The following is a 25,115-nucleotide window of genomic DNA, read 5'->3' on the forward strand; positions in this document are numbered from 1 at the left end:
ATAACCTGCCGTTCATTCCCGGCGATTATCGGGCGCCAATTTAAGATGAATCCGGACACCCCCGTACCCAAGGGCTGGAATGCCGAGGCCTGCAAGCTCTGGGCCTCGGGGCAGCAAAAAGACGCCATCCAGACGGTCATAACCCGCGTCAATACCGAACCGGGACCACCGACGCCGCTGGCCATGCAGTTGTCTTATTACCTGATCATGCTCGACGACTACCGGTCCGGGGCCACGGTGCTGGCCTCCATCCTGCAGCGTGAGCCGGACTATCTGGAAGCCCGCATCAACCTCGCCGTCTGCCATTCGCGCGGCGGCGATCCGGCGCGCGCCATTGAGCAGGCCAGCCTGGTGCTGCAGAAAGACCCGGACAACGCCCTGGCCCACGACATCCTCACCAGCGCCTGGTCCAAGCTCGGCAATGCCGACGAGGCGCGCCGCAGCGGGGCGCTGGCGCTGGTGCTCAAGGACCGCGCCACCGGCCCCAACCCGCCCGGCTGGGTCTTGCCGCAGACCTCCCCCGCCGCCATGGCGCGCCAACCCGGCAAGAAACATGTCATTTCCTATTCGCTGTGGGGCAAGCAACCGCGCTACCTGCGCGGCGCGCTGCGCAACGCCCTGCTGGCCCCCGACCTCTATCCGGGCTGGGTCTGCCGCTTTCATGTCGACTCCTCGGTGCCCGCCGACTTCCTTCAGGCCCTGCAACTGGCCGGGGCGGAAGTGGTGCGCGAGGCCGACGGCCAAAGCCTGCGCCAGAAGCTGTGCTGGCGTTTCCGCGTCGCCAATGATCCGGGCACGGGCTATTTCCTGGTGCGGGATGTCGATTCGGTGATCGGCATCCGTGAAAAGCGGGCGGTGGATGCCTGGCTGGAGTCCGACCGCTGGTTCCATGTGATGCGCGACTGGTGGACCCACACCGACCTGATACTGGCAGGCATGTGGGGCGGTGTGGCCGGGGTGCTGCCGAACCTGCCGCAACTGCTGGCCGCCTACAAGTCCGGCAAGGCCGAGACCCCCAACATTGACCAGTGGTTCCTGCGGGACCGGGTGTGGCCGCTGCTGCGGCAATCGGTGCTGATGCACGACCGCTGCTTCACCCCGCCCGGCGCGCTGCCCTTTCCCGGCGACATCCCGGCAGGCAACTATCACGTCGGCCAGGATGAAATTGCCGTCCGCTCTGAATTCCAGGAGCGCCTGCTCAGCGCCTGGATTGAGCGTTACCCCAGCCTGGGCGGCTTCCTCCATAACCGCCCCCCAGAACCTGCCACCTCCGCCTGACCGGCGGAGCCCGCTCATCTCACTTGTCGGAACCCGGAATTTCCTGCTTGCGAATATACCATACGGGGTATAGCCTAACCGTATAACCATAAAATATTCGAGGGTAAAAAGCATGACACACATCGTCATTATCGGAGCCGGGCTGGGCGGCATGGCCGGGGCCTACGAACTCCGCGATACACTTGGCAAAGACGTACAGATCACGGTCGTCAACGAACGCGACACCTATCAATTCGTGCCCTCCAACCCGTGGATTGCCGTCGGCTGGCGCAAGCGCCCGGACATCAGCTTTCCCGCCGCCCCCTACCTCGCCAAGAAGTACATCGACTTCATTGCCCAGCGCGTCGACAAGATTGATCCCGCCGCTAACTCCGTACAACTGGCGGACGGCCAAAGCCTGTCTTACGACTATCTGGTGATTGCCACCGGCCCCAAGCTGTCCTTTGCGGAAGTGCCCGGAGCCGGCCCGCACGACGGCCACACCCAGTCGGTGTGTACACTGGACCACGCCGAGCAATCCTACGCCGACTTTCAGGCCCTGCTGAAAAACCCCGGTCCGGTGATTGTCGGCGCCATGCCCATGGCCAGCTGCTTCGGCCCCGCTTATGAATACGCCTTCATTCTGGAAACTGCCTTGCGCCGCGCCAAGATGCGTGACCGCGTGCCGATGACCTATGTCAGCAGCGAACCGTATATCGGCCATCTGGGGCTGGGCGGTGTCGGTGACTCGAAGTCGATGCTGGAATCGGAGCTGCGCAACCGCCACATCAAGTGGATCACCAACGCCAAGGTGACCAAGGTGGAAGCGGGCAAGATGTTTGTGGATGAAGTGAATGATCAGGGCGTGCTGGTGAAGCAGCATGAGCTGCCCTTCGTGCATTCGATGATGCTGCCCGCGTTCAAGGGGGTGGATGCGGTGGCGGCGGTGGAAGGCCTGTGCAATCCGCGCGGTTTCGTGCTGGTGGACAAGCACCAGCGCAGCCCGAAATTCCCGAACATTTTCTCGGCCGGGGTTTGCGTGGCCATTCCCCCGGTGGAACAGACGCCGGTGCCGACCGGCACGCCGAAGACCGGTTACATGATTGAATCGATGTGGACCGCGATCTGCCACAACATCCAGGCGGACCTGACCGGCGGCGAGCCGGAGGCCGTGGGCACTTGGAATGCGCTGTGTCTGGCAGACATGGGCGACACCGGCGCGGCCTTTCTGGCGGTGCCGCAGATTCCGCCGCGCAATGTTACCTGGTTTGCCAAGGGCAAGTGGGTGCACTGGGCCAAGATCGGGTTTGAGAAGTACTTTTTGTACAAGATGAAGAACGGTTCCAGTGAGCCGTTTTATGAGAAGTACATTTTGAAGATGATTGGGATGAACCGGCTGAAGGAGGGGTTGCCGCCGAAGTCGGAGTGATCATAGCGACCGCCGCCGAGCCATCGCCCGGCGCTGCGCGCCACCCTCTCCCGGATATTGGGAGAGGGGAGAACACCTGCACATTCGCTTGGATTACATTTGACAGTATTTTTGCCATGCTTCAGCTGCTATTGGTATATTTTTAATTTGTTTCAATATTGACTTAGTGATGATTTCTACTTCCATTTTAGACCAACAACCAATTAACATAGGCCTGAAAAATTTATTCTCGCCATCATAGCTATAAGGCAAATAAATATTTATTATATTTCCTTCAATATAGCTCCTTGCCTCAAAAATCAGAGCATCGATTTTACCGCTATACGGATAGACATAACCATCGTACACGCCAACCAACCACTCTTTATGATGCGGATTATGGCGTAAGTGGCCCTGCATTTCTGAAGCATTACTGCCCATAAACTTGATAAAGCTTATTCTAAGCTGCCCTTCTTCGACTGATGGAGCAAGTAAAGTAACGCCAAAATTATCAGAAGGTGCATGCGCTACAGTTTGGGCTATCAAAAGCCCCATGCGCTCTGACAAATCAACTAGCGACTGGTGCTCTAACAACAAATAATCTGCCAACTCCAATACCTGACTATCCAACAACGAAATTTTTTCTAACTCAGTATAAAACTGAGAATAATCAGGTGACTCCTTTAGAATATTATCAGCATAATTAACGAAACCAATGCCCATAGGAGTCTCAAATATAACATCAGTAGCAACACCCAGAGACATTCTGATTGCACCATTTATTACGCAAATAAATGTAGATTCAAAACAATACTGTGGCGGATTATCAGAAGGCACCATTTCTTTAAAATCATCATAATTAAACCATTTAACGGTGTATCCACCAGCCTTAGCTATAGTAGCCATTGAGTAAATTGTTACAACATGCAAAAAAAGTCGCCCCTCACCACTGTTGACAATATCTTCGTATTTTGGATTAAACTGATTGCGAATACCTCGCAAAAAGCTATCAATTAGCTCCAAGCTACGCAAAGAAAAATCCAGGTTTATTTTCTCAAATTGAGACTGATACATAAATGCAAATGGTATCGAACTGCAATCTCTAATGGCCGCTAGTACATTAGCAGAAAAATCGTTTATCCCAAAATTACTGGTTGTAGAAGGCTGACTATCATTGACTTCACTAGAATTTTTTTGCTGTACGTCAACATGGTAAAGTCCTGGCACTAAAGGCATAGGCACCTGCTTTAACCACTCATCCAACTCACTCCAATCACTTTCGGAAAGTCGATTCATGGCCCCCATAATAGACCTTTTTGATGATGTCGCATAATCAACAGGTAATGGCTTAAAATCAATCCAATGAGGAAGATCATCCTGACTCCCCCGACCATATAGAGCCACTGATGGGAACCTTGTGCCAACTTTCACTTTCTTTCCACATACCGTTCTCAGATGCGATTCAACTATTTTTACGACAGGATAATTATAGCCTGAACTTTTACTTAAATTAGTTGCTACAGCAAACATTACAGGATTTTCAGAAACAATCACAGACGCGTTGATACATCCATAAGCAAAATGCTCTTTAATGCGCTGCCAATAATAAAAATTCCAACGAGCAAACAGCACAGACGGAATTAAGAAGAGCCAATGAAATTTCATAAGAAAACAGGAAAAAGCCAGACCAAAAAACAAGATAATCGGCTGTCTAGGAAAATAACTTAGCCACTGTAATGGGTTTAAACCTAGCTTACCAGGAAGACTAGCGTACGAATCATCCATCAGAGTCCACGACTTTCGCTTATTAGCCATACCCTTACCCCATACACGGCATTAAAAGCCCTTAGAGACTGTTAAGCCTTGAAAAAAATTGAAAGCAACACCACATGGCGGATTTTTCCGACCAAAGTGAAAGCCGCACCATGAACACGAAGTTTCCACCCAACGTACTCAATACCTGTTTCGAAGAGTTTCTTCAAGTCGCTCTGGAAAATTGTTGGCAGATCGAAATTCAGTGACAGCGCAACATTAACCTCACCCTTCACACCCTCCTGTGGAACAGGGGGGGGCCGGGGAGTTGCGGAGCGTGGCCGAACAGAAACTCCGCTATCAAGCGCCTGATCAGAGCACCGCCGTTACCCCCCCCAAGCCCCTGCTGGCCCCCCCCTACGGTGTTAGGAGAGCATAAACACCTTAAACGGGCAACGGCGCGCCTTAGGAAAGACGCCTTTCCCCTTCACGCCGCATCCAGCGCCTGCTTCAAATCATCAATCAGATCGTCAATGTGCTCAATGCCCACCGACAACCGCACCATATCCTCCCGCACACCCGCCTTCGCCAACTCCGCCGCATCCAACTGACGATGCGTGGTCGACGCCGGATGCGTGGCCAGCGACTTCGCATCGCCAATGTTCACCAACCGCGTAAACAACTGCAGCGCATCCAGGAACCGCGCCCCGCCCTCACGCCCACCTTCCTTCAACCCGAAGGAAATAATGCCGGACGCCCGCCCGCCCATATACTGCTCCACCAACGCATGATCCGGATGATCCGGCAAACCGGCATAGTTCACCCACGACACCTTCGGATGCTCATCCAGATACCGGGCAATGGCCAGCGTGTTCTCGCAAATGCGGTCCATGCGCAACGCCAGCGTCTCAATGCCCTGCAACAGCAGGAACACATTCATGGGGCTGATGGCCGCGCCCATGTTGCGCAAGGGCACCACACGCGCCCGGCCGATATAGGCCGCCGCCCCAAGGGCCTCGGTGTAAACCACGCCGTGATAGCTGACATCCGGTTCGTTCAAGCGGCGGAAACGCTGCTTGTGATCGGCCCAGGGGAAATTGCCGCTGTCGACAATGGCCCCACCCACGGAATTGCCGTGGCCGCCCAGATACTTGGTCAGCGAGTGCACCACGATGTCGGCGCCATGCTCGAAGGGACGGCACAGATAGGGGGAAGGCACGGTGTTGTCCACAATCAGCGGAATGCCGTGGGCATGCGCCACAAAGGCCAGCCGACGGATATCCGCCACATTGCCCAGCGGGTTGCCGATGGACTCGCAGTAGATAGCCTTGGTGCGGTCATCAATCAGCGCGGCAAAGCTATCGGGGTCACGGCCGTCGGCAAAACGCACTTCCAGGCCCATTTGCGGAAAGGTATGTGCAAACAGGTTGTAGGTGCCGCCATAGAGCTGGCTGGTGGAGACGATGTTGTCCCCGGCCTCGGCAATGGTCTGGATGGCGTAGGTGATCGCCGCCATGCCGGATGCCACGGCCAGCGCCGCAATACCGCCTTCCAGCGCCGCGATGCGCTTTTCCAGCACATCCTGGGTGGGGTTCATGATGCGGGTGTAGATGTTGCCCGGCACCTTCAGGTCAAAGAGATCGGCGCCGTGCTGGGCGCTGTCGAAGGCATAGGCCACGGTCTGGTAAATCGGTACCGCCACCGCCTTGGTGGTCGGATCGGGGGAATAGCCGGCATGAACGGCCAGAGTTTCTATTTTCATGGCGAAATTTCTTCCTGTTGTTTTGCACCAAAAAGGGACGACCAACCTTGCCACAGTCCCCGGCGGCTGACAAATACCCCTTGCTTCTATCGTCATGCCCCTCATCGTGGGAAATCACGGGATTTCCTCACTCACGATTTGCAGAGTGCGCCCGCCTTTGCTATACAGGGATGAGTATTCCGGATGAAAACACGCTACTGGCCTCCACCCTCATGGGACGGAGCGGCAGGGGCGCGTTTTGTTTGCCCGGAAAAAAACAATAACCGGCCGGCTGCCTGAAAAGCACGCGCCTGACAGACCAAGGGGTACCGACGTGACGAGAGCGGTTTTACTTCCGGCAAACGACTTGCGGGCCGAGGGCTTTCGCCCCGGCTCCGACACGTCCGCGAAAGGAAATCGCATCATCACCGGCGTGGCGGGCATGCTGTCATGACCGGCTTTCATCCCCCCGAATTCGACAACCAGTTGCAGCACCTGCAGAAAACCATTGACCGGGAACGCCTGGCGCGCATTGAGGCCGAAGCCTCCGCCAACCGCTCGCACCGGGAATTGACCGTCTGCAAGCGAGAACTGCTGTTCATGGAATCCGTGGCCGCCGCCGCCAACCAGGCTGAATCGCTGCGCGAAGCCATCCAGTTCGCACTGGAACAGGTCTGCACCTATCTGGACTGGCCGCTGGGGCATGCTTGGCTGCGGTCCGGCCCCGCTTCGTCCCCCCACCTGTCCTCCAGCACCCTCTGGCATAGCGCCGGCTTCGCCGCACCCACCGCTTTTTGCCAGGCCACCGAATCGCAACGGTACGCCCCCGGCCAAGGGCTGCCCGGCAAGGTCTACACCAGCCGTCATCCGTTGTGGATTGCCCGCATCCATGACAACGAACCCTTGCTGGCGCAGCGTCAGGCTGCCGATTCCGGCCTGCGCTCGGGTTTTGCCTTGCCGGTGCCGGCGGGCGAAGAAGTTGCCGCCGTCCTGGAATTCTTCAATACCGAACCCGGCGAGCCCGAGGCCGGGCTGATCTCCCTGCTGTCCTTCGTGGGCATGCAACTGGGACGGGTGGCGGAGCGGCAGATGGCTCGTGATCGCGCCATCCACGATGCTTTCCACGACAGCCTGACGCTGCTGCCCAACCGCGCCCTGTTCCTGGACCGCCTGAACCGGGCGCTGCTGCGCTCCCTGCGTGACGGCGACGACAATCTTGCCGTGCTGTTTATCGACGCCGACCGCTTCAAGATCGTCAATGACAGCCTGGGGCACCTGGCCGGGGACAGCCTGATCCGCCAATTGGCGCAACGCCTGCAACAGGCGCTGCTCTCCGCCGGTGAAAATGCGCCGCAAGACACGGCCTGGGGGGAACAGACCCTCGCCCGACTGGGCAGCGACGAATTCGCCATCCTGCTGGAAAACATCGGCGGCGCCACCGAGGCGGTGCGGGTGGCCGAGCATATTCTCGGCCTGCTGCAAAACACCTTCGCCATCGGCAGCCAGGATGTCTATTGCTCCGCCAGCATCGGCATCGCCCTGGCCGCCGAACATCAGGCCGCCGACGAACTGCTGCGCGACGCCGACCTGGCCATGCACCGCGCCAAGCGTCTGGGCGGCGCGCGCTGGGACCTGTTCGACCAGGCCATGCACGCCAGCGCCTTCCAGCGCATGAGCGTGGAAAGCGACATGCGCAAATCGCTGCTGGAAAACCGCTTCGTGGTGCATTACCAGCCGGTGGTCGACCTGCGCAGCGGCCGCATCAGCGGGTTTGAGGCGCTGGTGCGCTGGAACCGCTATGACAAGGGGCTGGTTTTCCCCAACGACTTCATTCCCATTGCCGAGGACACCGGGCTGATCATCCCGTTGGACCTGTGGGTGATGCGCGAGGCCTGCCGCACCCTGACCGCCTGGCACCGCGACTTCCCGCATGAGCAGCCGCTGACCATCAGCATCAACCTCTCCACCCGGCTGTTCTCACTGGCTAATCTGGCGGAACAGGTGGGTGAGATTCTGGCCAGCACCGGCGTCAACCCCGCCTGCGTGCGCCTGGAAATCACCGAGACCATGGCCATGTCCGACGCCAACCGCGCCCTGCAGTTGCTGACGGAATTACGGGCGCTGGGCGTCCAATTGAGCATTGATGACTTCGGCACCGGCTATTCGTCTCTGAACTACCTGCACCGCATTCCCGCCAATGTGCTGAAGATTGACCGCTCGTTTGTATCGCAGATGCATGAAAGCGAGGAGTGCATGCAGATCATCCGCACCATCATGATGCTGGCGCGGAATCTGGGCATGAAGGTGGTGGCCGAAGGGCCGGAAACCGCCGACCATGTGGAACGGCTGATCGGACTGGACTGCGATTTCGGGCAGGGGTATTTCTTCTCGCGGCCGGTTGCCGAACCGGCGGCCCGGCACTTGCTGGAAACCGCGCCGTTCGCGCGAACCTGAACCTCAGCCCGCCCGCACCCGCCACAACACTGTCGACCCCCAGGATATTCCCACCCCAAAACCCGACAGCACCAGGCAGCGGTCATCGCGCAGGCTGTCGTGCGTCAGCAGCAGCGGAATCGAGGAGGACACGGTGTTGCCGTATTCTCCTGCCCAAAACGGCACCTTCTCATCGGGCACCCCCAATTTCTTGCCAATCTGGTGCACCACATGACGACTGCCCTGATGCAGCAGGAAACGGTCCACTTCCGCCAGCGCCACGCCGTTGACGGCCAAGGCATTGAGGATGCTTTCCGGCACCTTGCGTGACGAAAAGTTGAGCACGGCGCGGCCGTTCATGTGGAAATGCTGACTGTGCGGCCGCACCATCAGGTCATCAGCAAAACTGCCGTCGCTGCCCAGGTCAAAACGCCCGATGCGCCAGACCGGTTGGTCGGTGATCAGGGTTGCCGCCGCGGCATCGCCGAACAGCAGGCTGGTATTTCGGTCATGCGGATCAATGATCTTGGAATAAGGGTCGGCGGTGACCAGCAGGCCGCAGCGCAGCCCTTGCGCCTGCATCAGGGCGGTAATGATGGACAGCCCGTAGACATAGCCGGAACAGCCCAGCGAGATATCGAACACGGCGCAGCGGGTGGACAAGCCCAAGGCCCCGTGCACGCGGGCCGAGGTATGCGGCAGTCCGTAGCCGTCCGGGTTCTGGGTGACCACCACCAGGCAGTCCACGTCTTCAAGCCTAACCGCGCCCTGATCCACCAGCTTGCGGATGGCCTTGACCGCCATGCCGGAGGTTTCTTCATCCGCCGGTTTGCGGGTGACCTTGAGCACGCCGATCTTGTCGCGCAGCAGGTCTTCACTGGCGTCGAGCGCCGGCGCCCGTTCCAGATTGTCGAGAAAACTTTCCGGGATATAGCCGGCAACAGCGGCAATACCCAGGGATGATGCAGTCAGGTTCATGGGAGGGTTTCCTGAACGGGCTGATGGCATGGCCTGCCGGGATCTCCGGCGCAGGCCGCTCATCGGCGGTGCGGGCAGGACGACCCGGTGGGGCGTCCTGCGGAAGTGTCGGACATTACACCAAAAGCTGCTTGGATGGGATTGGCTTTGCCATTGTATTCCCGGCCTGACGCTGTCAGGCTGGCCCCTCTATTCCACCGCAGCTACGAGACGCTCATGACGACGATACGCATTCCGGCCCTGGGCCTGTTGGCCGCCCTGTTCCTCAGTGCTTCCGTTCAGGCCGCCGTCGACGGACCGGCACTGTACAAGGAACACTGCGCCAAGTGCCATGCTGAAACCGGCCAAGCGGACAACTGGCGCGGGTACCTGTACTTCGCCCGCAACTTCAGCAGCCCGGACTGGCAGAAGAAGATGACTGACTCCAACATTCTGGAGGAAATCAATGACGGGCCGAGGATCATGCCGTCATATCAGGATTCGCTGAACAGTGAACAGAAGGCGGCGATCATCAAGGTGATTCGGGGGTTTGGGGAGAAGTAAGAAGATACACGTTACGCGAAAGTCACCGACACAGACAGGCCCTGCTGTTGCGCGATGCGGGAGCAGCCAGCCGCGACTGAACGATGACGGCAGGAGATCGTTTCCCACGCCCTGTTTGCAACGCCCTCTCACGATTCGCCATCTTCAAAGCGTCGCCGTGGGAATAGTGTCGGCATCCTTGATCACTTGTCGCTGCGGCATGTAATGAAGCAGCAAATCAGTTTCCTTCTTGACCACGGCGTAACACTCGCAACTCAGCGATTCAAGTTTCGGCCGGTCGAGCACATTGATCAAGCCGCGCGAATAGGAAATTGCACCCAGTTGCTGCAACTTGAATGCTGCCTGGGTCACGCCTTCGCGGCGAACGCCAAGCATGTTGCTGATGAATTCCTGCGTCATGGTCAAGTGGTTGTGAGACAGGCGGTCCAGGGACAGCAGCAGCCAGCGGCAAAGCTGCTGGTCAATGGAATGGTGCCGGTTGCAGACGGCGGTTTGGGAGACTTGCGTGATCAGGGATTGCGTGTAGCGCAACATCAGCAGCAACAGCTCTCCGTGGCGATTGAATTCTTCTTTGACCCGCAGCCGGGGAAGACGATAGGCGTAACCGGCGCTCTGCACCAGTGACCGGCTGGGCGTGCTCTCTCCACCCAAGAACAAGGTGATGCCCAGCAGCCCTTCGTTACCGACCACGGAGATTGCTGTCGAGGCGCCGTTCTCCATCACATATTGCAGCGAGACTATGGAGTCGGTGGGAAAGTAAACGTGCCGCATGGGGCGCTTCGACTCATACAAGAGCGCGCGTAATGGCAAGGGCACCAGTTCAAGATGCGGGAACAAACGGCTCTGGACATCTGGCGACAAGGCGGCCAGAAGATGATTTTGCTGTGGCTGGGGCTCAGGATTGGCGGACATTTCGGCGCTATTATTATTGGACCATGGGAGACTACTCTATTTTCCCAAAAATATCTGCCGACATACTTTAAGTGTTCTAATTGTTTGGCATCGCTGCCGTAATGTCCCAGCACCTCGGCCAGATAACGCACCCGCCACAAACCGCACGATCGCCGCAATGCCATTGCCGATGCCGGGGGCTTCACGCGCCGGCTTGCGGTTGACCTTGAGCACACCGATCTTGACGCGCAACAGACCCTCGCTGGCGATTGCTGAAAAAGCATGCTCGCTCAGGCTGGCGCCCCGACTTCCTGCCGCAACAGGGTCATCATGCCATCGAAGCCCAGAGAAGCATGCAACTGCAGCAGTGGCCACGCTTCCGCCAGGGTCCGGGCGGCCTCTTCCTTCCGCCCCGACCTGACCAGCGCCAGGCTGTACGCTCCGGTCATCTCCGCCAGCAGCACCCGGGCCCGCGCCGACTGAGAAACCTTAGCACGCACTGTTGCCATGGCTTTGTCCAACTCTACCAGCGCCCTGGCGTTGTCACCGCTTCTCAACGCAATCACCCCCTCGATCCATTGGCTGCAGGTAAGCATGCCTTCGCTCAGCAACCGCACATCAACAGTGTCCAGCACCGCACGCGCTTCGGCTACACGACCATAACGGGCCTCCGCCAGGGCCAGATCAATCCGTCGCGTGGGATCTTCAGGCACCGCGTCCAGACTCTGCCGGGCGGCTTCGAGATAGCGATCAAAGCGCCCACCCGCGAGGTAAATCTGCAGCACCCTGGCCTCAAAGGCTCCAGCTTTGTCGGCCAACCGCTCCCGCCAGGGGGAAAGGCCGGCAATGATCCGGTCCACATCCCCGCCCTGTCGCGCCCGGATGGCGGCCTCCTGGAAATCCAGGTCGGCATCCGGCTCCTCGCACATATCCTTGTTGGCTCGCAGCCGGGCAATCAGCGACAACGCCTTGTCCCATTCCGCCAGCACCCGCGCCGTCTCAAGTTCATGCTTGAGGTCCCACCAACGATGCAGCTGCCATATCCTCAGTGCAGGCACCCCATAGAGGATCAGAACCCCAGCCACTCCCAGCCATACGCCCTGCCACAGGCAATACAGCAAGACCGCGCCGAAGACGACATGAACCCCCCGGTTTTGAGCCATGGCGTCCCAAACCTGGGCCCGCATCGACTGCCGCAATTCAGAACGGAAGTCGTCCGCGCGTCGGTACCGCATCAGGGTTTTCGCATGTTCCCGGCGCTCTTCCTCGGGCATTGCACGCCAATGGGCGTCTTGAAGGTCAGCGCTGGTCTGACTGTCAAGAATGCGGATGTCGCGATGTCCGGCATGCATCAGGGCAACGTGGGCCGCCTGGACGGTTGCCGCGTCCTGAAAACCGGTGGAGGTCTTGCCGCCGCTATCGGTGGCTTCATAGAGAAAGTAGGGCATGGGGGCTTTCCTTGTTGGCCTGTCCGGGCGGTCGGCACCGCCCGGGGAAAGCATAAACGCCTGCAGCGCAGTCCGGCAATCCCGCGGCAGGTCAGGGCCGGCGTGGTACCCCAGTGCTCCCCGGAGTCTCAAGAAACCGTATCGGGCACTTCAACTTCCATCTGCAATGACTGCATCATGCCCGCAAAGCCTTGATAACCATGAAGCCGCAGCAGGGGCCGTACTTCCGCCATCATCCGGACAGCCTCATCCTTCCGCCCCGACCGAGCCAGGGCCAGGCAATACGCACCTGTCACCAGCGCCAGCGGCACCGAGGGCGGTGGCTGAGTAGAAGCTTCACCGCGCATCGTGGACATGGCCTTCCACAGCTCCGACAGTGCCTTGGCGTTATCACCGCTTCGCACGGCAATCAGCCCCTCAATCCACTGTCTGAAGGGCAACAGACCTTCGTTAATCAGCGACATTTCAAGAGTATTCAGCACCGAGCGCGCTTCGGCTGCACTCCCGAATCGAGCCTCTGCCAAGGCCAGGTCAATCCGACGGGAGGGGTCTTCCGGCAACGCATCCAGGCCCTGCCGGGCTGCCTTGAGATAGCGGTCGAAGTGACCGCCCGCAATATAGATACCCAACGACCTGGACTCAAAGGCTCCAGGATCGTCGGCCAAGCGCTCCCGCCAGCCTGCAAGGCCGGCGATTATGCGCTCTATATCCCCGCCCTGTCGTGCCCGGATCGCAGCCTCCTCGAAGTCCAGCCCGACATCCGTCTGTTGCAGCATTAACTTGTTAGTTCGGAGCCGGGTAATCAGCGACAGTGCTTTTTGCCATTGTCCGGCGACCTGTGCCATTTGCATTTCCTGGTACAGGTCGAACCAGCGCAAAGCCCTGACCGTCTGCACCACAATCACGCCATAGAACAGTACAACTCCGGCCACGCCCAGCCAAATGCCCTGCCACAGACAGAACAGCAGCACCAAGGCCAACACGATGTGGGTCGAGCGTCCCTCAATGATGCTTTCACGAATGCCCATCAATAAGGATCGTCGCCACTCGGAACGGGGATCGCCCGCCTGCCTGAACCGCATCAGGTATTCCGCATATTCCCTCCGCTCTTGCTCGGACAGCCCGCGAAGATAGGCGTCATCAATGGCCGCGCCGGTTTGACTGTCCAGAATCCGGATATCTCTTAGACCGGCATGCATCAGGGCATCGTAAGCCGCCCTTGCGGTTGCCGCATCCTGAAAATCGGTGGTGGGCTTGCCGCCGTGGTCGGTGGCTTCATAGAGGAAAAAAGGCATGGGAGGGAAATCCTTTTGGCCGGTCCGGGCGATCAGTGCGCCCGGGGCAAGCATAAGCGCTTGCGACTCTATCCGGCAATCGGGCGGCAGGATGGCCCCGCCGCCGCGGCAAACCTGCTTACATATTCCGCCGATACTGCCCCCCCACCGCAAACAGCGCCTCGGTCACCTGCCCCAGCGAACAGACTCGCACCGTCTCCACTAGCTCCTCAAAGATATTCCCCCCCTCGATCGCCACCTGCTGCAACCGCGCCAGCGCCCGCGGCGCTTCCTCGGCATGGCGGCGCTGGAACTCCGCCAGCCGGTGCAGCTGCGACTGCTTTTCCTCATCCGTCGAGCGCGCCAGTTCCAGCGTCTGCGGCGTCGAATCGCCCTTCGGATTGCGGAAAGTGTTAACCCCGATGATCGGCAATTCCCCGCTGTGCTTCAGGTGCTCATACACCATCGACTCTTCCTGGATCTTGCCGCGCTGGTAGCCAGTTTCCATCGCGCCCAGCACGCCGCCGCGCTCGCTGATCGCCTCGAATTCCTTCAGCACCGCCTCTTCCACCAGATCAGTCAGTTCATCCAGGATGAAACTGCCCTGGTTCGGGTTCTCGTTCTTCGCCAGCCCCCATTCGCGGTTGATGATCAGCTGGATCGCCATCGCCCGGCGCACGCTTTCCTCGGTCGGGGTGGTGATCGCCTCGTCATAGGCGTTGGTGTGCAGGCTGTTGCAGTTGTCATAGATCGCGATCAGCGCCTGCAGCGTGGTGCGGATGTCGTTGAAGTCGATTTCCTGCGCGTGCAGCGAACGGCCGGAGGTCTGGATGTGGTACTTCAGCTTCTGGCTACGCTCGTTGGCGCCGTACTTCTCGCGCATCGCCACCGCCCAGATGCGGCGGGCAACGCGGCCCATCACCGTGTATTCCGGGTCCATGCCGTTGCTGAAGAAGAACGACAGGTTGGGGGCGAAATCGTCGATGGACATGCCGCGCGCCAGATAGCCTTCGACAAAGGTGAAGCCGTTGGCCAGCGTGAACGCCAGTTGCGAGATTGGGTTCGCGCCCGCTTCGGCGATGTGGTAGCCGGAGATCGACACCGAGTAGAAATTCCGCACCTTGTTGTCGGTGAAGAACTGCTGGATATCGCCCATCACCTTCAGGCTGAATTCGGTGGAGAAGATGCAGGTGTTCTGGCCCTGGTCTTCCTTGAGGATGTCGGCCTGCACCGTGCCACGCATGTTTTCCAGCGTCCACTTGCGGATGCGCGCGGATTCCTCGGCATCCGGCTGGCGGCCGTGCTGGGTGACGAACTTGTCGACGTTCTGGTCGATGGCGGTGTTGACGAAGAAGGCGAGGATGGTCGGGGCCGGGCCGTTGATCGTCATCGATACCGAGGTGGTGGGCGCGGTCAGGTCGAAGCCGCCGTACAGCACCTTCATGTCGTCCAGCGTGGCGATGGAGACGCCGGAATTGCCGATCTTGCCGTAGATGTCCGGGCGCTCGGCCGGATCGTTGCCGTACAGTGTCACCGAGTCGAAGGCGGTGGACAGGCGCTTGGCGGGCATGCCCTCGGACACCTTCTTGAAACGGGCGTTGGTGCGGAAGGCGTCGCCTTCCCCCGCGAACATGCGGGTGGGGTCTTCGCCTTCGCGCTTGAACGGGAACACGCCCGCCGTGAACGGGAATTCGCCGGGCAGGTTCTCGCGCAGTTGCCAGGCCAGCAGGTCGCCGTGGTCGCTGAAGCGCGGCAACGACACCTTGGGAATACGGGTGCCGCAGAGGCTGGTGTAGGTCAGCTTGGTGCGCAGTTCCTTGTCGCGGATCTTCACCACCAGTTCGTCACCGGCGTAGGTCTTGACCAGCTCCGGCCAGCGGTCGAGCAGTTGGCGGGATTCGGCGGTGAGGTGGTGGTCGGCCTTTTGCAGCAGGGTTTGCAGACGACCATTCTCCGCACCGGCATCGCACCCCTCTCCCCGGCCCTCTCCCACAAGGGGAGAGGGAGTTGTTCCATTCAGCATGCCGATAACCGCCGACAACTGCTGGCGCTGGCGCGCATACCCCGCCTGCGTATCCACATAGCGGTGATAACCGCGCACGGTGTCGGCGATTTCGGCCAGATAACGCACCCGCGACGGCGGCACGATGCTGCCCTGCTGGCTGGAAGCGCGCACCGCCACACCGGGCAGGTTGCCGCTGCCGGCGGTGACCAGGTTCTTGCCGGTCAGTACCGACTTCAGGTGGTGGTACAGCGCGGTGACGCCGTCGTCATTGAAGCGGGCGGCGATGGTGCCGAACACCGGCATGGTGTCCGGGGACTGCATGAAGGCCTCGCGGTTGCGCTGCACCTGCTTCGAGACATCACGCAGCGCGTCCTTTGCGCCCTTGCGGTCGAATTTATTGATGGCGACGACATCGGCGAAGTCGAGCATGTCGATCTTTTCCAGCTGCGAGGCCGCGCCGAATTCCGGCGTCATCACATACAGCGAGGTATCGACAAACGGCACGATCGCCGCATCACCTTGGCCGATGCCGGAGGTTTCAACGATGATCAGGTCAAATCCTGCCACCTTGCAGGCGGCAATCACGTCCGGCAGCGCCTTGCTGATCTCGCTGCCCGCATCGCGCGTCGCCAGCGAACGCATGTAAATGTGCGGGTGGTGGATGGCGTTCATGCGGATGCGGTCGCCCAGCAGCGCGCCGCCCGACTTGCGCCGCGACGGGTCGATGGAGATGACCGCGATCTTCAGCGCATCGTCGTAATCGAGACGGAAGCGGCGCAGCAGTTCGTCGGTGAGGCTGGACTTGCCCGCGCCGCCGGTGCCAGTGATGCCCAGCACGGGAATGGCCTTGTGCGAGGCCTGTTCCACCAACTGGTCGCGCCACGGCAGCGTGCCTGCTTCCAGCGCCGTGATCAGCCGCGCCAGGGTGCGGTGGCGGGTGAAGACGTCAGCGGCGAACAGGCCGGAGGCATCGGCGGGATACGCATGTGCCAGATCAACATCGCTGTTCTGCACGCAGAGGTTGATCATGCCTTGCAGGCCGAGCGTTGCGCCGTCTTCCGGCGAGAAGATGCGGTTGACGCCGTAGTCCATCAGATCCTTGATTTCGCTGGGCACGATCACGCCGCCGCCGCCGCCGAAGACCTGCACATGACCGATGCCGCGCTCCTTCAGCAGGTCGATCATGTACTTGAAGAATTCATTGTGACCGCCCTGATAGGAACTGAGCGCGATGCCGTGCGCGTCTTCCTGCAAGGCGCAGGTGACGATTTCATCCACCGAACGGTTGTGTCCCAGGTGCACCACCTCGCAACCGGTCGCCTGGATCATGCGGCGCATGATGTTGATGGCGGCGTCGTGGCCGTCGAACAGACTGGCGGCGGTCACGAAACGGACCTTGTGCGTAGGGGTGTAGACAGCGTTCTTGGCGGGGGCGTTCGTCATGGGATGCGTCTCTGGCTTGCAACGGAATTGAAGGGGCCTGCGGCTGATACAGCAAGCCTAGCCAGTTTCCCCGAACCCGCCACTCACCTCAATGATGAAAAGGTTGAATTCACTGACAAAAACGGACAACCTAGCGCTTGATAAGTGCGATATTGCCCATTTAATCCTGAAAAACCGCCGTTTTGACCGGCTGAAACGGACGAATCCATGCTGATCCAGCACCATACCATCGCTGCCCACTATGTAGGCGTCGCCCTGCAAGGAGCCATCCGCCGGGGACTGGACCCCGTTCCGCTGCTGGCGCAGGCCGGACTGGAGGCCGACTTACCGGCGCGCCTCCCGCCGCTGCAATACGCCGAACTGGTGAAAGCCGTGTGGCGTACGATGGACGACGAATTCCTCGGCCTCACCACTCGCCCCTGCCCGGTCGGCGCGTTTGCGTTGATGAGTGAACTGGTGATCCATGCCGCCACCCTGGGCGAGGCATTGGACAAATGCAGCCGCTTCTACCGCATCGCCAACGACTCACTGGCGCTGGGCGTTACCGTCGAAAACGGACAAGCGTTCCTGTGGATGCGCCTGCAAGACCCGTCACGCGACGCCGACCATTTCCTGCTGGAATTCATGCTGGTGATGTGGAGCCGCCTCGCTGGCTGGCTGGTTCGCGAACGCATCCACCTGCAAGGCGCGCACTTCATCCACGAAACACCCGCGCATGTGCGTGAATATCCGACGCTGTTCCCCTGCCCGCTGCTGTTCAGCCAAACCCGCAATGCCCTGGTGTTTGACGCCGGTTGGCTGCAACGTCCGGTGAAGCGCAGTCCGGCGGAATTGAAGGCGCTGCTGCCGACACTGCCCGGCGCATTCCTGGTGAAGCCGGTATTCCACGGCAGCTACACGCAACGGGTGCGGGAACTGATTGCCGAAGACATGGCCACCGGCTTTCCCGATCTCGAAGCCGTGGCGCAGCATTTCTGGATGACCGGCCGCACCCTGCGCCGCAAGCTGTTGCGTGAGGACAGCCATTATCAGGACATCAAGGACGACATCCGCCGCGAACAGGCCGTGCAATGGCTGGCGCAGGGCGAACTGTCCCTGCAGGAAATCGCCCAGCAACTGGGCTTTGCCGAAGCCAGCGCCTTCATCCGCGCCTTCAAGTTGTGGACGGGACTGACGCCGGGCCAGTACATCGCCACCGCCGCCAAAACCACACCTTGACCCCGACCACCACCTGCTTCCCGCCGTCCGCTGCCAACTGTCTGAGCCACATACCAGCCAACGAAGACTCGGTCTCGGGGACCATCAACAGCGAACCGACCGTAGGCGAGTTTTGGCGAAGGACACGGTTTTGCATCCTTTCGCCAAGACATGAGGCGGGCTCAGCGAAGCACTGCTTCGCCCCGCCGCAAGAGGCCCGCGGCAGGCGGATGCCCCCTGTCACCACACTGACACTGGAAATTTCCCAAAAAGCCCCTATCTTGTCTGTCTGAACCCCGAGAACCCGCCCCCATGCAATCACACCTGACGCAGCAACTCACCTGGCTGAGCCCCCAACCCCACGTCCTCAAGGGCATGTTGCGGGGCCTGGAAAAGGAAACCCTGCGCATGTCCCCGGACGGCATGATCGCCCAGACCCCGCACCCGCAGGCCTTGGGCTCGGCGCTGACCCACCCGCACATCACCACCGATTACTCGGAAGCGCTGCTGGAACTGATCACTCCCGCCACGGAAAGCATCGATGAAACCCTCGGCTTCCTCGATGACTTGCACACCTATGTCTACAAGCACCTGGACGAAGAACGGCTGTGGCTGAATTCCATGCCCTGCATGATCGGCCTCGACGACGAACAGATCCCGCTGGCCCAATACGGCACCTCCAACATCGGCCGCCTGAAGACCCTTTACCGCCATGGCCTCGGCATCCGCTACGGCCGCAAGATGCAGACCATCGCCGGCATCCACTACAACCTGTCCTTCCCCGATACGTTCTGGGATGCCTGGCAGACCGCGCTTGGCGACACCCGCCCCCGCCAGGACTTCATCAACGACAAATATTTCGCGCTGGTGCGCAACTTCCAGCGCCACAGCTTCCTGCTGCTGTATCTTCTGGGCGCCAGCCCGGCCGTCTGCGCCTGTTTCCTGGTCGGCCGCAAGCACAATCTGCAAACGCTGTCGCCGGGCACGCTTTACCAGCCCTACGCCACCTCGCTGCGCATGAGCCGCCTCGGTTACCAGAACACGGTACAGCGCGACCTGCATGTCTCCTACAACCGGTTGGACCATTACATTCGCGACTTGCAACATGCCATCCACACCCCCTACCAGCCGTTCGAGGAGCTGGGCGTCAAGGTGGACGGTGAATACCGGCAGATGAATGCCAATGTCCTGCAGATTGAAAACGAGTACTACGGCCTGATCCGCCCGAAACGCACCATCCGCCGCGCCGAGAAGCCCTCGCAGGCCTTGAAGGAGCGCGGGGTCGAATACGTCGAACTGCGCTGCGTCGACCTCAATCCCTTCACCCCGACCGGCATCGACAGCCCGACCGCGCACTTCCTGGAAGTGTTCGCCCTGCATTCGCTGCTGACCACGGACTCCCCCTTCACCCCGGCGGAATACGCGCATCTCGGTGAGCGACAGGAAACCATGGTCGAATTCGGCCGCAAGCCCTTCCTGCCGATCCGCGTCGATGAAGAAAAGGTGGAATTCCACGTCGTCGCGGAACGCCTGCTTAATGAAATGGCGCGTGTCGCAGCGGTGCTGGACGCCGCCCATGCCACCGACCGTTACAGCGCTGCCATCCAGGCCCAGCTCGACAAGCTGCATCATCCCGAACAGACCTATGCGGCGCAGGTGCTGGCGGAGATCGGCCGACATGAGAACAGCTTCTTCGCTTTCGGCAAGGCCGTCGCTGAGCAGCACCGCGACTATTTCCAGCGGCAAACCCTGAGCCCGGAACGCGAGGCCCTGTTCCGGCAGCAAACGGCGGAGTCGCTGCAGGCGCAATCAGACCTGGAAGCTGCCGACACCCTCGGCTTTGATGACTTCCTGGCGGCCTATAACGCCGTTTAACCAAAAGGGTCTTGAGACTGGGGCCGGGATTGCCTAAGTTGGCTGTATGCACCCCCGTGATGTCTTCGACGGGGGGTTCTCCACCCGAACGCGAGCACTGTGACTCCTATGTCTAATCCGTATTCCGCCAACAGGAAATCACTACCCGAACGGTGGACAGGCACGAAACTGCCTTCCCCCCGCCTCACTAATCTCGGCCTGTTTGCGCTGATGCTGGTCGGCATGGCCTTCGCCCTCTACCTGCAGCATTACCAGAACTTTGAACCCTGCCCGCTGTGCATTTTCCAGCGCGTGGCGTTGATGGGTGTAGGCTTTACCGCGCTGGTTGCCGCCCTGCACAACCCGGCCATCGTCGGCCGCCGCATCTATGCCGGGCTGACCATGATTTCCGCGCTGATTGGCTTGGGTGTGGCAGGCCGCCATTCCTGGATGCAGCATCTGCCGCCAGACGACGTGCCTGCCTGTGGTCCCGGACTGGATTACTGGATGCAGACTTTCCCCTTGCAGGAAGTCATCCAGAAAGTACTGCACGGCTCCGGAGAATGCGCCAAGGTGGACTGGGTTTGGCTGGGCCTCAGCCTGCCGGAATGGACCCTGGTGATGTTCAGCGGCATCGTGCTGGTCTGCGGCTGGCAACTGTGGCGTAAATCCTGATCCGGACCGCCAACCGCCACAATGAAAAAGGGCAGTCTGATGACTGCCCTTTTTGGTTTGGCCGAAGCCGGTGTTACTTGAGCTTCTTCTTGGGCGCAGCCTTGTCGCCGCCCTTGCCGGCCGCATCGCGCGTCACCTTGATCAGTTCCACTTCAAAGGTCAGCACCGCATTCGGAGGAATGGAACCCGCGCCCATTTCACCGTAAGCCTTGTCCGAGGGAATTACAAAGCGGTACTTCGCGCCTTCCTTCATCAACTGCACGCCTTCGGTCCAGCCGGGAATCACCTGGTCCAGACGGAAAGAGGCGGTCTGGTTACGGGCAATGGAGCTGTCGAAGACGGTGCCGTCCATCAGCTTGCCTTCGTAATGCACTTCAACGGTATCAGACGCCTTGGGGCTGATACCCGTGCCTTCACGCAGAACTTCATACTGCAAACCGGAAGCCGTGGTTTTCACGCCGGGCTTCTTGGCGTTCCCGGCCAGATACGCTTCACCCTGGGCCTTGTTATCCTGGGACTGACGCTGGAAGGCCTGTTGCTCCTCTTCCATGCGGCGGTTCTTGTAGGCGGTCAGCACCTGACGCATTTCCTCTTCGGTCAGCATCGGCTGCTTGCCGCCGAAAGCATCCTTAAGGCCGGTCGAAAATTTCTCGATATCCATGCCAGGAATGGCTCCCTGGATATTCTTGCCGGTCATGAAGCCCATGCTGTAATAAACCTTGCTGTCATCAACCACCGCCGAAGCGGGGGCGGAAGCCATCGAGGGGACGGCCGCAGTTTCGGCCGCCTGGACGGCGCCGGTCGCCATTAGCGCGGCAACCAGAAAAAGACGTTTCATAATCACTCCAGCGTTGTTGTTATCGCAGACGCCACGAGCATACTTGCGCGCCCGCAAATAAGCTACATGCAGCGTGTTAGGCTTCGGTTAAAACCGATTGTCCTACCAGATTCTCGCTTTTCCCTGCTGATTGGTTTAATTTAAAGCTATCCTTAACCCGAATGTGGAGAATCAACATGGCTGGCAAGAAGAAAGCCGAAAAGCCCTTGAACGACAAGCTGGTGAAGCTGGCTGACCAGGCTCAGAAAGAGACGGACAAGCTGGTGGAATCCTACCGCAAGCTGGTGAAGAAGGCGGAGTCGCACTATCAGGAAATTCTGGCCAAGGTCTCCAAAAAAGTGAAGACCGGCGACACCAAAGCCGTGCAAATCCTGAAGGATGCCCAAGCCCACGCTGAAGCCGCCCTCGAAGCCGCCAAGAAAGACTACGAGAAAGTCAAGGCCATGTACCAGCAGAGCGAGGTCAAGTCCTTCCTGCAAAACGCCCTGACCAAGGGTAAGGAAGCCGCCTCCGCCATTGCCGACGTCATGAAGAAAGACGTCAGCGATGTGGCTGAAGACGTCAAGAACGAAGCCGTGAAAGTCGCCGGTGATGTCCGCAAGGAAGCCGGAAAAATTTCGGCCGACGTCAAGAAGGAAGCGACCAAGATCACCGCCGAAGTGAAAAAGGAAGCTTCCAAGGTTGCTGATGATGTCAAAAAAGGCACCGCGCGTGTGGTGGCCGAGGTGAAGAAGGAAGCCGGTCAAGTGGCGGACGAAGTCTCCAAGATGGCGGGCGAAGTCTCCAAGGCCGCCGGTGACGCCGTAGCCAAGGTGGAAGAGGCCGTGAAGAAGGCTCCGGCCCGCCGCGCCCCGGCCGCCAAGCCCGCCGCGCCGGCCGTTCCCAAGGCTCCGCGTGCACCGCGCAAGCCAGCCGCTCCCAAGGCTGCTCCGGCTGTTGCTGCCGAAGCCCCCGCGCCTGCGGCCGCCCCGGCTCCGGAAGCTCCGGCCGCCGACAAGGCTCCGGAGTAATCCGGTCAGGCCCTCCCCTTCGGGGAGGGCCTGCAGCACCCAATCTCTTTCGAATCGTTGATCCGCCGCCCGCCACACCGTCACTTCGCCAATCTCACCCATACCCTTCACAATGACCGCCGACAACCGGCTCAGGGTACAACAACCTTGGCCTCCAGCACCGGACTGCGTTTCAGCACCGCATGACTCACCTTGACCTCCTGCAAAGCAAATTGCACTGGCAAGCGGTCATGGCACTGCCCGCCCTTGTAGGCCGGGGTACACAGATAACGCCCGTTACCCGTCACGCCATCGTAAACCGGCGTCCCGGTTTCCGCCGTGGTGCCCTGCAGGGAAATCACCAGACCGCCCAGCGCCGGGCTCCAGGTCATCAACGGTAACAGCCACGTCTGGTCTGCCAGTCGGGTTTGCACATACAGCGGGCGAGACATCACCCGTGACTGCAAGGCCTGCGTCTCATCTGCCGTCAGCGGTTTTGGCGGTACGGCCTGCAAGGTCAGCAATTGCCAGTGGTTCAGCAGCTTGTCTTCCATACGCGCCGGGCGGCTGATGGGGCGGTATAGTTGCTGGTGCAGCGGCGGCGGCGCAAGGTCGTCCGAGTTGCCCCGGTAGGCATACCCCGCCACGCATTGCCACTCCCGGCACAAGCGGTCCAGCGGGCTGTCCTTGGCCAGGCTGAGCCGCCACTCCGTCTGCACCCCCAACGCCAGCAGGTCCCCCGCCGTTTGCGGCGCACGGCTGATGATCCGGGCATGCACCGGCAACGCCTGAAGCGACGACAGCAAAGGTTCCAGCCAGCCCGGCTCCCCGGCCAAGGCGACTGCCGCAACAGAACCGGTGGCGAGCCGCGCAGGTTGCCGGGCCAGGGTTTCCAACTGTTCACGCAACTGGCGGTTCTGCTGCGCCAACTGCTGTTGCTGCTCCCGGATTTCCGTCAACTGCGGCAGGGAGCGCTCAACAACGGCGGCGCGCTGCCTGCCCGTATTCTCCGGGAGTATTTCTTCCGCCGATTGCGGGGGTGTTGCTGTGCGGGCGGCCTGAACCCGGTCACGCAGCACTGAGTCATCCACATTGGCCCGGGCCTGCAAGGACAATTGCAATTGCCCGGAAGCCGTCATGTCGTAGCGCTCGAACAGCACCTCAACCTGAACGATGGCGGCGCTTTCACGACTGATCTGTTCATCCAGTGCATCATTGACCAGCCGGGTGCTGCCCCGGATGTAAGTGCCGGACTCCTGCGCCGCCTGCTGCTGGATGCGGGACACCGCGTGCTGGCGCGCTGTGAGCCGGCTGTCGTTGTCGCCCAACAGGTAGGTGGTGGTGTAGAGGTGCGTCCATGCTATCGCAGGGCCAGACAGGCTGCCCCAGATCAGCATGGCCAGCAGGCCGCGTTCCATCAAGGCCGGTTTGCGGATGTTCATGGCGATTGTTTTCCTGAAGTTGTTTGCCATCATCACTTCAGGTATTGCAGGGGGCATGCCAGCCGACAAAAGCATTTATAATCAATGAAAATGCATAGCAACAATGAGTCTGCACCCATTAAACCTGCATCTGTTGCCGGTGAGCAAGGCAATGAATGCAGGCCGGGGCAAATCAGTCGGCGGCGGTGTGCCGCTCGCTGGCGACCGGAGCCTGCAGGCCCGGCAAGCCCGGCAGATGCACCGCTTCCACGCGACGGTCGCGATACTTCGGCAGGGCCGCCTGTTTCAGCAGGGCCCGGAGCGTGTCCCTGGGGGCGCTGGTGGCGATCCAGTTCGACATCCAGGCCGGAATGGCTCCGCCCGGATCCACCAGCGTTTCAAAGCTGACCCGGGTGCCGCCGTCCTTCAGCGGCTCAATGATGAAGCGGTTGTTGAGTTCGGGCACCCGTACCCGCCCGCGCGAAGCCCCGACATATCCCGGCACCGCCACGGTGTTGATGGTCACGGTCAAGGTTTGCGGGTCCTGGACGGCGGTATTGCGCAGCACCGCCTCCCGGTTGTTGACCGGCCACGGAGTATGGAATTCCATGTAATAGACCACGTCGGGCCAACTGCTGTCATGACGCGCCCGCTCGCACTGGAAGACCCAGCTCGGCAGGTTGTCGATGTCCGCCAGCACGGCCAGGATGGCCGTCATCGGGTAAGGAGCCTCCACCACGCCCTTGAAGGATTTGACATCATGCCCCGGCACTTCCCGGACATAGCTGCTGACTTCCCCGCGGTTACGCGCCTGGGAAACGGTTTCCCATCCGGACTCCGCCCAGGCAAGGTTGGCGATCGCCAAACACATCCCGAGGGCAAATTTTCTTGTTGTATTCATGAAGCCTCCCATGCGCGAAACCGGCATGTCTCCTCAGCATAGCTGCTAATTCGTCATCCGGACGCTT

At 60.1% G+C, this 25,115-nt stretch carries 18 protein-coding genes; 8 read left to right on the forward strand and 10 right to left on the reverse strand.

Features of this window, described 5'->3' with window-relative positions:
• The first annotated feature begins 45 nt into the window (after positions 1-45).
• Together Q7T36_RS11055 and Q7T36_RS11060 are read left to right on the forward strand one after the other, a co-directional pair.
• Positions 46-1,278, forward strand: coding sequence for a M48 family metallopeptidase (locus tag Q7T36_RS11055; protein ID WP_304848067.1), 1,233 nt, complete (start codon positions 46-48; stop codon positions 1,276-1,278).
• 112 nt (positions 1,279-1,390) lie between these two features.
• Positions 1,391-2,686, forward strand: a complete 1,296-nt coding sequence (locus tag Q7T36_RS11060; RefSeq protein WP_304848070.1) for an NAD(P)/FAD-dependent oxidoreductase — start codon at positions 1,391-1,393, stop codon at positions 2,684-2,686.
• Between the two features lie 93 nt (positions 2,687-2,779).
• Here Q7T36_RS11060 and Q7T36_RS11065 read toward each other — a convergent pair whose 3' ends face one another.
• Both Q7T36_RS11065 and Q7T36_RS11070 read right to left on the reverse strand, forming a co-directional pair.
• Positions 2,780-4,450 carry a DUF3239 domain-containing protein gene (locus tag Q7T36_RS11065; RefSeq protein ID WP_304848072.1) on the reverse strand — a complete coding sequence of 557 codons (1,671 nt, stop codon included), beginning with the start codon at positions 4,448-4,450 and terminating at the stop codon, positions 2,780-2,782.
• A 454-nt stretch (positions 4,451-4,904) separates the two neighbouring features.
• Entirely contained in the window at positions 4,905-6,179 is a 1,275-nt protein-coding gene (locus tag Q7T36_RS11070) for an O-acetylhomoserine aminocarboxypropyltransferase/cysteine synthase family protein (protein WP_304848074.1), read from the reverse strand.
• Between the two features lie 429 nt (positions 6,180-6,608).
• On the opposite strand from Q7T36_RS11070, the gene Q7T36_RS11075 reads away from it, so the two are divergent.
• Positions 6,609-8,612, forward strand: coding sequence for a bifunctional diguanylate cyclase/phosphodiesterase (locus Q7T36_RS11075; protein ID WP_304848077.1), 2,004 nt, complete (start codon positions 6,609-6,611; stop codon positions 8,610-8,612).
• 3 nt (positions 8,613-8,615) lie between these two features.
• On the opposite strand, the gene Q7T36_RS11080 is transcribed toward Q7T36_RS11075, so the two are convergent.
• A complete protein-coding gene (locus tag Q7T36_RS11080; protein WP_304848080.1) occupies positions 8,616-9,569 on the reverse strand; it encodes a ketoacyl-ACP synthase III in 954 nt (317 codons plus the stop codon).
• 216 nt (positions 9,570-9,785) lie between these two features.
• On the opposite strand from Q7T36_RS11080, the gene Q7T36_RS11085 reads away from it, so the two are divergent.
• Entirely contained in the window at positions 9,786-10,112 is a 327-nt protein-coding gene (locus Q7T36_RS11085; RefSeq protein WP_304848083.1) for a cytochrome c, read from the forward strand.
• Positions 10,113-10,256: 144 nt separating this feature from the next.
• Here Q7T36_RS11085 and Q7T36_RS11090 read toward each other — a convergent pair whose 3' ends face one another.
• From Q7T36_RS11090 to icmF, 4 genes are all read right to left on the reverse strand, one after another.
• Entirely contained in the window at positions 10,257-11,024 is a 768-nt protein-coding gene (locus tag Q7T36_RS11090; RefSeq protein WP_304848086.1) for a Crp/Fnr family transcriptional regulator, read from the reverse strand.
• A gap of 269 nt (positions 11,025-11,293) precedes the next feature.
• Complete coding sequence (locus Q7T36_RS11095) at positions 11,294-12,451, reverse strand: hypothetical protein (RefSeq protein ID WP_304848089.1); 1,158 nt, start codon at positions 12,449-12,451, stop codon at positions 11,294-11,296.
• Between the two features lie 128 nt (positions 12,452-12,579).
• A complete protein-coding gene (locus Q7T36_RS11100; RefSeq protein ID WP_304848092.1) occupies positions 12,580-13,746 on the reverse strand; it encodes a M48 family metallopeptidase in 1,167 nt (388 codons plus the stop codon).
• Between the two features lie 118 nt (positions 13,747-13,864).
• Positions 13,865-17,173, reverse strand: coding sequence for a fused isobutyryl-CoA mutase/GTPase IcmF (gene icmF / locus Q7T36_RS11105; RefSeq protein ID WP_304848095.1), 3,309 nt, complete (start codon positions 17,171-17,173; stop codon positions 13,865-13,867).
• Between the two features lie 207 nt (positions 17,174-17,380).
• Between icmF and Q7T36_RS11110 the strand changes: the two genes are divergently transcribed.
• The 3 genes from Q7T36_RS11110 to Q7T36_RS11120 all read left to right on the forward strand — a co-directional run bounded on the left by Q7T36_RS11110 (position 17,381) and on the right by Q7T36_RS11120 (position 20,899).
• Entirely contained in the window at positions 17,381-18,391 is a 1,011-nt protein-coding gene (locus Q7T36_RS11110; RefSeq protein ID WP_304848098.1) for an AraC family transcriptional regulator, read from the forward strand.
• 291 nt (positions 18,392-18,682) lie between these two features.
• On the forward strand, positions 18,683-20,245 hold the full coding sequence (gene gshA, locus Q7T36_RS11115; protein ID WP_304848101.1) for a glutamate--cysteine ligase: 1,563 nt from the start codon (positions 18,683-18,685) through the stop codon (positions 20,243-20,245).
• 108 nt (positions 20,246-20,353) lie between these two features.
• Positions 20,354-20,899 (forward strand): disulfide bond formation protein B, encoded by a 546-nt coding sequence (locus Q7T36_RS11120; protein ID WP_304848103.1) that lies wholly within the window; start codon positions 20,354-20,356, stop codon positions 20,897-20,899.
• A gap of 73 nt (positions 20,900-20,972) precedes the next feature.
• Here the strand turns inward: Q7T36_RS11120 and Q7T36_RS11125 are convergent, their stop codons facing one another.
• Positions 20,973-21,737, reverse strand: coding sequence for an FKBP-type peptidyl-prolyl cis-trans isomerase (locus tag Q7T36_RS11125; protein WP_304848106.1), 765 nt, complete (start codon positions 21,735-21,737; stop codon positions 20,973-20,975).
• Positions 21,738-21,913: 176 nt separating this feature from the next.
• On the opposite strand from Q7T36_RS11125, the gene Q7T36_RS11130 reads away from it, so the two are divergent.
• Positions 21,914-22,747 (forward strand): hypothetical protein, encoded by an 834-nt coding sequence (locus tag Q7T36_RS11130; RefSeq protein ID WP_304848109.1) that lies wholly within the window; start codon positions 21,914-21,916, stop codon positions 22,745-22,747.
• Positions 22,748-22,878: 131 nt separating this feature from the next.
• Here Q7T36_RS11130 and Q7T36_RS11135 read toward each other — a convergent pair whose 3' ends face one another.
• Both Q7T36_RS11135 and Q7T36_RS11140 read right to left on the reverse strand, forming a co-directional pair.
• Positions 22,879-24,168 carry a hypothetical protein gene (locus tag Q7T36_RS11135; protein WP_304848112.1) on the reverse strand — a complete coding sequence of 430 codons (1,290 nt, stop codon included), beginning with the start codon at positions 24,166-24,168 and terminating at the stop codon, positions 22,879-22,881.
• Between the two features lie 172 nt (positions 24,169-24,340).
• Entirely contained in the window at positions 24,341-25,048 is a 708-nt protein-coding gene (locus tag Q7T36_RS11140) for an START domain-containing protein (RefSeq protein ID WP_304848114.1), read from the reverse strand.
• Positions 25,049-25,115 lie beyond the last annotated feature (67 nt).

Source organism: Fluviicoccus sp. (genome assembly GCF_030646115.1).
GTDB lineage: Bacteria > Pseudomonadota > Gammaproteobacteria > Pseudomonadales > Moraxellaceae > Fluviicoccus.